The 11,510-nt window shown below is 61.7% G+C and carries 11 protein-coding genes; 2 read left to right on the top strand and 9 right to left on the bottom strand.

Annotation, left to right across the window (positions count from 1 at the left end):
• The first annotated feature begins 220 nt into the window (after nucleotides 1–220).
• Nucleotides 221–1,132, top strand: a complete 912-nt coding sequence (locus tag HX613_RS20750) for a DMT family transporter (protein WP_235347055.1) — start codon at nucleotides 221–223, stop codon at nucleotides 1,130–1,132.
• 42 nt (nucleotides 1,133–1,174) lie between these two features.
• Nucleotides 1,175–2,440, top strand: a complete 1,266-nt coding sequence (locus HX613_RS20755) for a glycosyltransferase (protein ID WP_235347187.1) — start codon at nucleotides 1,175–1,177, stop codon at nucleotides 2,438–2,440.
• A 21-nt stretch (nucleotides 2,441–2,461) separates the two neighbouring features.
• Here the strand turns inward: HX613_RS20755 and gluQRS are convergent, their stop codons facing one another.
• The 9 genes from gluQRS to modA all read right to left on the bottom strand — a co-directional run bounded on the left by gluQRS (nucleotide 2,462) and on the right by modA (nucleotide 11,468).
• A complete protein-coding gene (gene gluQRS, locus HX613_RS20760; RefSeq protein WP_235347056.1) occupies nucleotides 2,462–3,421 on the bottom strand; it encodes a tRNA glutamyl-Q(34) synthetase GluQRS in 960 nt (319 codons plus the stop codon).
• Nucleotides 3,418–3,735, bottom strand: coding sequence for a GNAT family N-acetyltransferase (locus HX613_RS20765; RefSeq protein WP_235347057.1), 318 nt, complete (start codon nucleotides 3,733–3,735; stop codon nucleotides 3,418–3,420). The genes gluQRS and HX613_RS20765 overlap by 4 nt, the downstream gene beginning before the upstream one ends.
• 93 nt (nucleotides 3,736–3,828) lie before the next feature.
• A complete protein-coding gene (locus tag HX613_RS20770; RefSeq protein ID WP_235347058.1) occupies nucleotides 3,829–4,671 on the bottom strand; it encodes an amino acid ABC transporter permease in 843 nt (280 codons plus the stop codon).
• Nucleotides 4,668–5,330 (bottom strand): amino acid ABC transporter permease, encoded by a 663-nt coding sequence (locus HX613_RS20775; RefSeq protein ID WP_235347059.1) that lies wholly within the window; start codon nucleotides 5,328–5,330, stop codon nucleotides 4,668–4,670. Before HX613_RS20775 ends, HX613_RS20770 begins: the two co-directional genes overlap by 4 nt.
• A gap of 67 nt (nucleotides 5,331–5,397) precedes the next feature.
• A complete protein-coding gene (locus HX613_RS20780; protein ID WP_235347060.1) occupies nucleotides 5,398–6,297 on the bottom strand; it encodes a glutamate ABC transporter substrate-binding protein in 900 nt (299 codons plus the stop codon).
• A gap of 53 nt (nucleotides 6,298–6,350) precedes the next feature.
• Complete coding sequence (locus HX613_RS20785) at nucleotides 6,351–7,100, bottom strand: amino acid ABC transporter ATP-binding protein (protein ID WP_442862627.1); 750 nt, start codon at nucleotides 7,098–7,100, stop codon at nucleotides 6,351–6,353.
• A gap of 145 nt (nucleotides 7,101–7,245) precedes the next feature.
• Nucleotides 7,246–8,940: an AMP-binding protein gene (locus tag HX613_RS20790; RefSeq protein WP_235347061.1), complete on the bottom strand. Its 1,695-nt coding sequence runs from the start codon at nucleotides 8,938–8,940 to the stop codon at nucleotides 7,246–7,248.
• Nucleotides 8,941–8,973: 33 nt separating this feature from the next.
• Nucleotides 8,974–10,674, bottom strand: a complete 1,701-nt coding sequence (locus HX613_RS20795) for an ABC transporter permease (protein WP_235347062.1) — start codon at nucleotides 10,672–10,674, stop codon at nucleotides 8,974–8,976.
• A 29-nt stretch (nucleotides 10,675–10,703) separates the two neighbouring features.
• Entirely contained in the window at nucleotides 10,704–11,468 is a 765-nt protein-coding gene (gene modA, locus HX613_RS20800; protein WP_235347063.1) for a molybdate ABC transporter substrate-binding protein, read from the bottom strand.
• Nucleotides 11,469–11,510: the final 42 nt, after the last annotated feature.

The following is an 11,510-nucleotide window of genomic DNA, read 5'->3' on the forward strand; positions in this document are numbered from 1 at the left end:
CGCAGTTGCCTGCGCACGTTGTGTCAGCTTAGCAAAGACACTCGGCCTGCGACAAAGCGGGCAACAGTGCTTTAGCTCACAGTTCCGGTTAACCCCACCACCAGACTGCATGGAATCCATACAGTCAGGACAAACGCAGTCAACAACCATCTCGGCGAGGTGACCGCACTGTAAAATCAAAGGGATTCCTCACCCCACCCATGCAGCGGAAGAAGTGCACGTGACCATAGTGGCAATCGCCCTCGCCGTCCTTGCGGCGGTGGCACTGGCCTATGGAGCGCTGTACCAGCATGACGCCGTCGCAGATCAGAACGACTCCCACAACGGACTGAGCTGGGCTCATTTCAAGGAGCTGCTGAGCAACAGGAAATGGCTGATCGGACTGATCATCACCGGTCTGGGCACCGTGGGCAACATCGTCGCTCTGTCGCTGGCTCCGGTCATGGTCGTCCAGCCCGTCGGTGCCTTCTCCCTCATCGTGTCCGTCCTTCTGGGCGTGCGACATCGTGGACTCAAGGTCAACCGACGTCTTATGCAGGCCGTCATCTGGTGCACCGTGGGGGTGACGATCTTCGTTGCTCTCTCAGCCACCACCGCCCGAACAGAGGTGCATCTGGGATCCGACGCGATGCCGTTGGTGTGGATCACCGCTGTCATCGTCGCGCTTGGCTTGGGCATCATGCTGTTCTTCCGCAGTGCGCCCCAACTCGTGCTCATCTTGGCTGCGGGCCTGCTGTTCGCATGTGTGGCCACGAATACACACCTCGTGAGCGTGCAGCTGCTCCGCGCAGGAATCGACCAGGTCACGTGGCTCAACGTCATCGGCCTCATCGCCGCGACTGCGATCGGAGCCTGGTTCGTCCAGAACGCATATGCGGCCGGCCCCCCGGAGATGGTCATCGCCGGCCTGACTGTCGTTGATCCCATCGGCGCAGTGGTCCTTGGTTCGGTCGTTCTCGGGGAAGCGTCATCTGCTCCGGTATGGCTCGTCGTCATGATCGCAGCCACAGGATTGGTCGCGTGTCTGGGCGTCGTTGTATTGTCGCGGTATCACCCCGATGTCAAAGATCGAGAACACCAGCGTCGAGTCGCTCGTCGCACAGACCAGTTGACCGACACCGAGGAGAGTTGAATCCTGTCCGCGCATAGCCACACCCCAGCCCGCCGCATTCTCATTCCGACGGAAACCTACGCACCCGAGGTCAATGGCGCCGCGAAGTTCGCAGAACGTCTGGCCGCCGGGCTGGCTGCCCGCGGCAATGATGTTCACGTCGCCTGTCCCTCCGCGACAGGAAAGGCCTCGGTGAGCACCGAAGACGGTGTCACGGTCCACAGACTGACTTCACATCGTTGGCCCCTGCATCCGACGTGGACCATCTGCATGCCCTGGGAGACGAAACCCGAGTTGTCTCGCCTCCTCGACTCTCTTCAGCCCGATGTCGTGCATACTCAGGCGCATTTCGTCATCGGTCGCTACGCGTTCTCGGAGGCGGGCAAGCGCGGTATTCCAGTCGTCGCCACGAACCATTTCATGCCCGATAACGTGCGGCCCTATCTGCGGGCACCGAAATCCCTCCTCGATGGTGGCACTGCCGTGGCCTGGTGGGATCTGCGCAGGAAATTCCAGTCAGCAGACTTCATCACGGTGCCCACGCAGCTCGCTGCCGACCTGCTCACGCAGAACGGGTTCACCTCCCCGATTCGCGCAGTCTCCTGCGGTATCGACCTGGAACGGTTCGCGCACCTGCGTGACGATCAGACTGCTCAGGTCGATCAAGCCGTCCAGGAAGGTCAGACTGCCCAACCCGAACAGGCGTCCGAAGGTTCGCCGACGACGTCTGAGCGAACGAAGGCGGCTTCCGGCACCGAGGCCGCGGTACCGCCGCGTGTCCTCTTCGTCGGCCGACTCTCTTCGGAAAAGCACGCCGCCGACATCGTCGAAGCGGTCGCGAAGACCGACCCTGCGCTCGGGCTCGAAGCCGACGTCGTCGGTGGCGGGGACCAGGAGGAGCCACTCAAGGAGCTGGCCGCGGCGCTCGGCGTCGCCGATCGCATCCATGTGCTGGGCAAGATCAGCGACAAAGAGCTCATGGATGCCTACCAACGGTGCACCTTCTTCTGCATGCCATCGACAGCTGAGCTCCAATCCATCGCCACGCTGGAGGCACTGGCTTCGCGCAAACCCGTCGTCCTCGCCGACGCGGTTGCGCTTCCACACCTGGTCAGGGACGGGGTCAATGGATTCCTGTTCCCGCCGCGGGATATCGAGGAACTGGCCTCGCGATTCACCCAGATCTGTGAGCTTTCGGACACAGACCTCGACACGATGGCCCGGGCATCGCTCAATGTGGTCGCCAAGCATGACATCGAGTACACGCTCGACACGTTCGAATCCATCTACAACAAGGTCATCACCGAAGGCCTTGCTGCAGCGGCCTGAAACAGTCAGATAATTGAGCCTTCAGCCATCTGCGCCTGTCGGCGGGACAAACACCGTCTCCCCTGTACGAAGACGATCGAAGTCCACGCCTGCCACCATGTCATCGAGAGATGACCACGATCCTGCTGAACCTGCAAACCCGAGGGATGAGCACATCCACGCGTAGACATCCTCGAGTCTCCAGCCTTGGGCGCGCAGCTGCTGGTAGGTGACCGCACCATCACGTTTGGCCAAGCGTCTGCCGGCTGTGTTCACGACCAGTGGAACATGCAGCCACGAGGGTTGCGGCAGGCCCAGCAGGTGGGCCAGATGAGCTTGACGAGGCGCCGAGGTGGCCAGGTCGTCCCCGCGCACCACTTCGTCGACACCGCTGGCACCGTCATCGACGATGACGATGAGGTTGTAGGCGAAGACTCCATCGCCGCGCTTGAGGACCAGGTCATCAACCGGGGACGTGATCTCGCCCAGCAGGCTGTCCTGAACCGTGACCTCAGCGTTGTCGGTCTTCAATCGCAGGGCCGGGCGGCGCCCCTGTTCGTAAAGACGCTGTCGGTGCTGAACTCGTTCGGACTCCAGCAGATCACGACAGGTCCCGGGATACGCTCCGGGCGGAGAGTGCGGTGCCGACGGCGCCTGTTGGATGTCCTTGCGTGAGCAGTAGCACTCGTAGACGAGTCCCTGCCCCTCGAGGCGGCTCAGGGCTTCGGAGTACACGTCGAGACGCTCCGACTGGACAATCGGCGGTTCATCAGGGGTGACGCCCAGTTCAGCGAAGACCTCGAGCTGGGATTGCGCCGCACCGGGCTGGACTCGATCGAGGTCCTCGATGCGCCAGAGGAAGCGTCGCCCGGTCTGTCGCGCGCGGACATACGCCAGCAGCCCCGAACGAATGTTGCCGATGTGCAGGTCGCCGCTTGGGCTTGGTGCGAATCGCCCTGCCCCAATAATCGACGTCTCGAGTCCTGTGGTCTGTGTGCTCAAGCCTGCGTCACGAGGTCGGCGTACTGCGGGAAGCGTTTGAGATAGTCCTGAACATAGCTGCACGTCGGGACGATGCGACCGCCTTCGTCCCGGATCTGATCGAGGACCGTGGTGACCAGTGTGCGGGCGAAGCCACGGCGAGAGAAGCCTTCGGAGATGATGGTGTGCTGGAGTTCGAGCGTCTCGTCGTCAATGACCCGATAGCCCAGGAAGCCAGCGAACTCGACCGGATCCTCAGCCGTGAAGATCTCAAAGCGTTCACGACCGGGATTCTTGACCACCGTGACGGGGGTGGAACTGAGCTCGGGTTGCATATGGGACTCCTTGTCAACGGCATCGTCCTTGTCACGAACATTACAGGGTGGCGCCGGGATCTTCACTCACCGACGCCACCCCGTTGCGGTCGATCAGGCGGCGGTCTGCGCCGACAGACCTTCTGCCCCGACGGGCGCGGTGGCCTTGCGCTGCAGTCGCCTCTCCAGCCAGCGGGCGATTCCTGCGACGATCATATTGATGATGATGAACAGCATTGCACCGACCAGGAACGTCGGCAGCAGGTTGTTGTACTCGCGGCCGATGAGATTCACCTGGTAGAGCAGGTCCTGGTAGGTGACGATGAATCCCAGGGCCGAGTCCTTGAGCAGCACGACGATCTGCGCAATGATCGTGGGCATCATGGCGCGAAGAGCCTGCGGCATCAGCACCAAGCTCATCACCTGCCCCGGACGTAGGCCGATGGCCATGGCGGCTTCCCTCTGCCCCTTCGGGACGGCGAGGATACCGGCACGGACGATCTCTGCGAGAACCATGCCGTTGTAGAGGGTGAGGCCGATGACGACGGACCAGAACGCTCCGATCGTGTTGCCGAAGATGAGGAACATCGCAAAGATGAGGAGCAGGACAGGGACCCCGCGGAAGAACTCGAGGACGATGGTTCCCGGTACCGAGATCGCCTTTTTGCTCGAGAGCCGCAGCAGCGCGAATACGACGCCGACGACCAACGCCAGCACGGAAGCGACGACAGCGACCTTGAGGGTGGCCCCCATGCCTTTGAGGAGCACCAACTGAATCTGGGAGAAGGTGAATGGATACCATTTCGCTGAGTCCAGCTGACCAGCATCGGCGAACTTCCAGATCACGAAGGCGACGAGGCCGGCCAACACAACGGCCGAGACGATCGAGAGGATGATGTTGTTCCGGCGAGCCTTGGGGCCGGGCTCGTCGAACAGGACCTGAGTCGGTGCGCTCATCGCAGGATCACCAGCTTCCTCTCGAGGTAGTCGAAGACGCGACCGAGGATCAGCGCCAGGATCAGGTAAGCAAGGGCAGTCCCGAACAGCAGCGGGATCACCAGATCTCCGCGCACCTCAATAGCATTGCGCATGGCCGAGATGAGTTCTCGATTGTTGAACGCCGACGCGATTGAGGTGTTCTTCAACAGCGCGATGATGACGCTGCCCAGGGGCGGGATGACGGTGCGGAACGCCTGGGGAAGGATCACCTGGCTCAGGGTCTGTCCGAAGGTGAGCCCGACTGCTCGTGCGGCTTCGGCCTGGCCCACTGGAATCGTCGAGATGCCCGATTTGAGGGTCTCGGCGACGAAACATGCTGTGTAGGCCGTCAGCGCCAGAATTGCATAGATGAAGGAGTTGAAGGAGCTGGTCGAGCCGAATCGGATGTCGAGGAACGGCAGCCCGAAGGCACAGAAGAACATCACCAGCGTCAGCGGCGTGTTCCTCACGACGTTGATGTACGTTGAGGCCGCGAACCGCAGGACTGGTGTCGGTGAGACTCGCATTCCAGCCAGGATCGTTCCCAGCACGAGGGCACCGATCAGGGCGACGGTGAAGAGTTTGATGGTTCCCCAGATGCCTGAGAGGAACATCTCGAGAAGTTGCAGAAAATCCATTCCAGATTCCTTAATCGATGCGAGGGCACCATCGGGTGCCCTCGCATCATGTCAATCTGAAGGCTGGTCAGTAACGGTCGATCTTGGGCATCTCGACATCATCGGCGGAGCCGAGGGAGTATTCGAATGCCTTCTTCCAGTCACCGTCGTCCATCCCCTTTTGGAGGGCATCGTTGACGGCTTCGCGCATGGCGTCATCGCCCTTGGGCAGGCCGGCACCGTAGGGTTCTTCGGTGAATGGCTGGCCGACGACCTTGAATTCGCCTTCGTACTGTTTGGCATAGCCACGCAGGATCGCGTCGTCTGTCGTCACAGCGTCGACTGAGCCTGACTGCAGGTCGGTGACGCACTTCGAGTAGGTGTCATAGGCTACGAGCTCAGCCTTCTTGTACTTCTCTTCGATGTTCTGTGCCGGCGTCGAGCCGTCCACGGAGCAGACCTTCTTTCCGTCCAGGTCATCAGGGCCAGCGATGTCGGAATCGGCGGCCACGAGCAGATCCTGCCCGGCGACATAGTACGGTCCGGCGAAGTCGACGACCTTCTTGCGTTCGTCATTGATCGTGTAGGTGGCCACGACCATGTCGACGTTTCCCTGCTGCAGGAAGGGCTCACGGTTGGCAGAGACAGTCTCCGTGTATTTGATCTGGTCCGGGCTGAAGCCCAGCTGCGCGGCCACCATCTTCGCAATCTCGATATCGAATCCCTCGGGCTGCTCCGAGCCGGCCTTGACGTTGCCGAGACCGGGCTGGTCGTACTTGACTCCGACCTTCAGCTCGCCGGCGTCCTTGGCAGCCTTCCAGGTCTTGGAATCTTTAAAATCGGCGCTGTCGTTGACTGTGTACTCAGGTGCTTCCGCTTGGGCGCCGTCGCCCTCGGCAGGAGCATCCGGGGTTCCGCCTTGCCCGCAGCCGCTGAGCGCGAGCAGTCCGATTGCAACAGATGCGATTGAGAGTCTGAGCTTCTTCATCGTTTCTCCTTGTGAGTGTGGTGCTGTGTGACCGACTATTTCGTTCGGTGTGATCAGCGGGTGAGGATCTTGGACAGGAAGTCCTTGGCACGCGGGGTCTGGGGGTTGGTGAAGAACTCTTCGGGCTCGGCGACCTCGACGATCTCACCATCTGCCATGAATACGACGCGGTGAGCAGCCTTCCTTGCGAAGCCCATCTCGTGGGTTACGACCACCATGGTCATGCCTTCTTCGGCGAGTCCGACCATGACGTCGAGGACTTCATTGATCATCTCCGGGTCCAGAGCCGAGGTGGGCTCGTCGAAGAGCATCACCTTCGGCTTCATGGCCAGCGCACGGGCGATAGCGACGCGCTGCTGCTGCCCGCCGGAGAGCTGTGCTGGGTATTTATCGGCTTGGTGGGCGACTCCGACGCGTTCGAGCAGAGCCATTGACTGCTCTTCGGCTTCGGCTTTGGACAGTTTGCGGACCTTGATCGGGCCGAGGGTGACGTTCTCGAGAATCGTCTTATGGGCGAAGAGGTTGAAGGCCTGGAAGACCATGCCCACGTCCGAGCGCAACTCTGCCAGGGTCGCGCCTTCAGCAGGCAGTTCCTTGCCGTCGATCGTGATCGAACCGGAGGTGATGGTCTCCAGACGATTGATCGTACGGCACAACGTCGATTTGCCGGATCCGGACGGCCCGATGACGACGACGACTTCGCGTTCTTTGATATTGAGGTTGATGTGCTTCAGAGCGTGAAAATCACCGTAGTGTTTCTCGACATCTGTGACTGACACCAGCGGTTGTGATTCAGCTCTCATGAGAGTTGATCTTAGTGAATAAAGTTCTCACATGAAAAACGTGAAGTCTTGCCAGAAAAACTGCAACCGACTTGTGACCTGGGTCAGGAGCCGGCTGCAGTCTCGTCTGCGGCCCTCACACCGTCCGCGAAAGGGCAAATCGCGCTCAGCCTGCGATCGTGCTGTGGACGATCCTCTCGCCCTCTTCGCGCAGCTCGATCTTGCGGATCTTGCCCGAGACCGTCATCGGGAAAGACTCCCGAACCTCTACGTAACGCGGGATCTTGAAGTGAGCGAGCTTGCCTGAGCAGAACTCGCGGACCGCCTCGGCGTCCAAGGTTTCCACGTCGTCCTTGAGAATCACCCAGGCCATGAGCTCCTCACCGTACTTCTCATCGGGGATCCCGACGACTTGGACGTCTCTGATCGAGGGATGATGGTAGAGGAACTCCTCGACCTCGCGGGGATAGACGTTCTCTCCGCCGCGGATGACCATGTCCTTGATCCGGCCGGAGATATCGACGTAGCCGTTTTCGTCCATGATGCCGAGGTCGCCTGTATGGATCCAACGGGACTCATCGATCGCCTCGGCGGTCTTCTCCGGGTTCTCCCAGTACCCGAGCATGACAGCGTATCCGCGGGTGCACAGTTCCCCCTTCTGTCCGCGAGGGACGGCTTGACCCGTGACCGGGTCGGCGATCTTGATCTCGAGATGGGGCATGACACGGCCGACGGTCTGAGTGCGGGCCTCGAGGGTGTCATCGACGCGGGTCATCATGGACACGGGCGAGGTCTCCGTCATGCCGTAGCAGATGGCGACCTCTTCCATGTTCATATCGGTGATGACGCGTTTCATGATCTCGACCGGGCAGGGCGAGCCGGCCATGACACCGGTGCGCAACGAGCTGAGGTCGTAGCTCGAGAAGTCAGGGTGCTCGAGTTCGGCGATGAACATCGTGGGCACACCGTAGAGCGAGGTCGCCTTCTCCCCGGAGACTGCGCTCAGACTCGCCACAGGGTCGAATCCGGGAGAGGGCAGGATGATGGCAGCGCCGTGGCTGAGAGCCGCGAGGTTTCCGATGACCATCCCGAAGCAGTGGTAGTACGGGACCGGCAGGACGACGGAGTCCTTCGAGGAGTAGCCCAGCATCTCTCCGATGAAGAACCCGTTGTTGAGGATGTTGTGATGGCTCAGCGTCACCCCTTTGGGGAAGCCTGTCGTGCCGGAGGTGTACTGGATGTTGATCGGGTCGTCCATCGCCAGCTCGTCCATGAGCTTCTGCAGGCGGACCGAATACTTAGCGCTCTCATCGTCGAGGAGGCTGCGACCGCTGCCGATCAGGCGGGCAAAGGACTGACGTTCGCCGATGACCGCATCGCCGAGGAGGTCGGACGGGAGCGTATCGAGGAAGACGAGTTCGAGTCCCGGCACCTTCGCCGCGACCTCGGTCGCGATCGCATGGAAATCCGAGTGGGGCGGGGCGGTGATCTGGGAGACGAGCATGCTCATGCCCGACTGCTTGACGACGTATTCAAGCTCGTGGCTGCGGTAGGAGGGGTTGACGTTGACGAGGATTGCGCCGACCTTCGCGGTGGCGTACTGGATCTGTGCCCATTCGGCGACGTTCTGCGCCCATATGCCGACCCGATCGCCCTTCTTGATTCCACGTTCAAGCAATCCGATGGCCAGGGCATCGGTATCGCGGTCGAATTCGGCATAGGTCCACCGACGGTCTGAATACCGGTCGACGAGCGCCAGTCCATTCGCGTGAGCAGCGGCAGTCGCCTTGATGTGCGCGGGGATGGTTTCTCCCAGCAGGGGTGTGTCCGACGGTCCTGAGGAATAGGAAAGTTCTGCCACGTCGTTGTGCTCCTTTGTACCGGTTCGATGGTGCTAGCGTGATCTACTGCACAGTATGCCTTCTGCGTCCCCGTCGCAAAAGCTGTGGAGGAAGTCGTGTCCAGGTATGTCCGACGACTGACGAGAACTCGCCGACAGGCTGGCTCCGACGTCTCCCACGGGTGCGCTGAACGCAACGCTTCCGGAGTCGATGAGCACCAGCGTGGACGCCAGTGCGGTGACGTCGTCGACATCGTGGGTGATGATGACGGCGCTTCGACCTGACAGCACCTGCCCGAGCACGCGTCGCGTCTCGACTCTGACGTCGACGTCCAGGGCCGACAGCGGCTCGTCGAGGAGCAGCAGCTTCGGATCGGTGACCAGTGCTCGGGCGAGAGCGATTCGGGCTGCCTGTCCCCCGGATACGGCATCGGGTCTGCGGTCCGCGCAGTGACCTACGCCGAGGCTCGAGAGCATGCGTCCGGCGATTCTTCGTGCGTCGCCAGTTCGCTGTCCGTGGGCTCTGAGGCCGAAGGCCACATTGTCGATGACGTTCAGATGCGGGAACAGGAGCGGGTTCTGAGCCAGGTGGACGATGCCTCTGGCGTGAACGGGCGGCCACCTGTTCGCGTCGAGGTCGAAGACGGTCTCATCGCCGACGTGCAGGGAGCCGGATTCGGCGGAGATCGCTCCGGTCATCAGCTGGAAGAGGCTGGACTTTCCCGCTCCGTTGCGACCGATGATCGCCGTCGTCGTGCCGGTCGGCATCGTGAGATCGACGTTGATACCGCGCTCAGGAAGCCGAGCCCTGAGACGAACCGCGGAGGTCTTCGGCCGCGGTCGCTCGGTGTGCGCCTCGGGGCCGAGTCCTCCGGAGAACGTCGAAGACGGTCCCGGACGGAGTGTCGAAGCCTCGACCGCCTCCGGTGCCGCGGCCGAACGCGGAGCGCGCAGTCTTGGTGCGTGAGGAGACCGGTAGGCGAGGACGATGATGACCAGGGCGACGACGATGAGGAGCAGGGACAATGCGATTGCCGACTGCGGGTCGGATTCACGGACCAGATAGATCTGCAGCGGCATCGTTCGGGTGGCCCCCGAGAGAGAGCCTGCAAATGTCAGAGTTGCACCGAACTCCCCCAGCGCTCGGGCGAAGCAGAGGATGGCGCCGGTCATGATTCCTTGGCGCAGGAGCGGAAGTGTGATGTGGAAGAACACGCGGTTGGGCGCTGCGCCGAGCTCGGCCGCGGCGAGTTCGAAGTCCTGCCCCCGGGCGGCGACCGCCGTCTCGACGGACATGACCATGAATGGAAGCGACACGAAGATCTGCGCAAACACGACGGCTGCCGTTGTATATGCCAAGCCCAGTCCCATGTCGGTGAGCAGGTACCCGAGGAAGGCTGTTCTCCCCCAGGTGTAGAGCAGTGCCAGACCGCTGACCACCGGCGGCAGGACGAGTGGCAGCAGGATGAGCGTGCGCACGACACGCTGCCCGCGGAAGGTGCGCGTCGCGAGCAGGTAGCCCAGGGGGAAGCCGATGCTCACGCTCACCAGAGCAGCGATGACGGAGGTCAGCAGTGAGAGTCCCATCGCCAATTGAGATTCCGGCGACAGAATGATCTCGCCGAGGTGGCTGGGCTCGATTCGTGTGATCATCCCGATGATCGGGACGAGGAGGAAGGCGATGCCGAGCCCGGCAGGGATCCAGAGCCACGCCGGCACCGTTGAGTGGCCGCGTCTCCTGCGCGTATTCGTCATATCAGGACTCCCAGGTCAGAACGGTCAGATCAGGGAGTCGAGAATCCGGCGTCCTCGAACAACCTGATCGCCTCGTCAGACTTCAGGAACGACACGAACTCATCGGCGGCTTCCTGGTTCTCACTCGCTCCGACCGTCGCCGCCGGGTACTTGTTGATGACCTTGTCCGCGCCGTCGAGCACGACCTGTTCGACGTCTCCGTTTCCACGGGCGACATCGGTGACGTAGACGATGCCGGCGTCGGCCTGGCCGGCACTGACCTTGCCCAGAACATCAGTGACCGAGTTCTCCTCGCTGACGGGGTCGAGTGCGACATCATTCTGGTGCGCCCACTTCTCGGTGGCGGCACCGCAGGGGACCTGGGGCGCGCAGACGACGAGGTCCTTGCCCGTGAAGTCCTTCGACGAGGCGATGTTCTCCGGGTTTCCCTTCGGCACGGCCAGGGTCAGCGTGTTCGAGGCGAAGATCTGCGGCGCCCCGGCCAGTAGGTCATCACTGTTGAGCGTGTTCATCGTCGACTCATCGGCGGTGGCGATCACGTCTGCCGGAGCCCCTTCCGAGATCTGTGCGACGAGATCGGAGGAGCCTGCGAAGGAGAACTTCACCTCGACGTCGGGCTCGGTCTTGTTGAACTCCTCGGCGACATCGTCGAAGACCTCGGTCAATGATGCGGCGGCGAAGACCGTCAGAGTTGTCTTCTCCCCCGGGTCCGAGCCCGAATCCGAGCCTGAGCCGGTCGAACAGGCGGTGAGTGTGAGCAGTGCGACGATGCACGCTGCAGATAGATGCTTCATTCGTCCATTAAACCCGCATTCGCGGATAAAATGCACATTCAT

Source organism: Brevibacterium sp. UCMA 11754 (assembly GCF_021532275.1).
Lineage (GTDB): Bacteria > Actinomycetota > Actinomycetes > Actinomycetales > Brevibacteriaceae > Brevibacterium.

What these genes read in the sequence shown, in the direction of transcription:
- HX613_RS20780 (WP_235347060.1), bottom strand. Translation starts at nt 6,297, where the DNA reads ATGAAGAAGCTCAGACTCTCAATCGCATCTGTTGCAATCGGACTGCTC.
- HX613_RS20765 (WP_235347057.1), bottom strand. Translation starts at nt 3,735, where the DNA reads ATGCAACCCGAGCTCAGTTCCACCCCCGTCACGGTGGTCAAGAATCCC.
- HX613_RS20770 (WP_235347058.1), bottom strand. Translation starts at nt 4,671, where the DNA reads ATGAGCGCACCGACTCAGGTCCTGTTCGACGAGCCCGGCCCCAAGGCT.
- HX613_RS20785 (WP_442862627.1), bottom strand. Translation starts at nt 7,100, where the DNA reads ATGAGAGCTGAATCACAACCGCTGGTGTCAGTCACAGATGTCGAGAAA.
- modA (WP_235347063.1), bottom strand. Translation starts at nt 11,468, where the DNA reads ATGAAGCATCTATCTGCAGCGTGCATCGTCGCACTGCTCACACTCACC.
- HX613_RS20775 (WP_235347059.1), bottom strand. Translation starts at nt 5,330, where the DNA reads ATGGATTTTCTGCAACTTCTCGAGATGTTCCTCTCAGGCATCTGGGGA.
- HX613_RS20795 (WP_235347062.1), bottom strand. Translation starts at nt 10,674, where the DNA reads ATGACGAATACGCGCAGGAGACGCGGCCACTCAACGGTGCCGGCGTGG.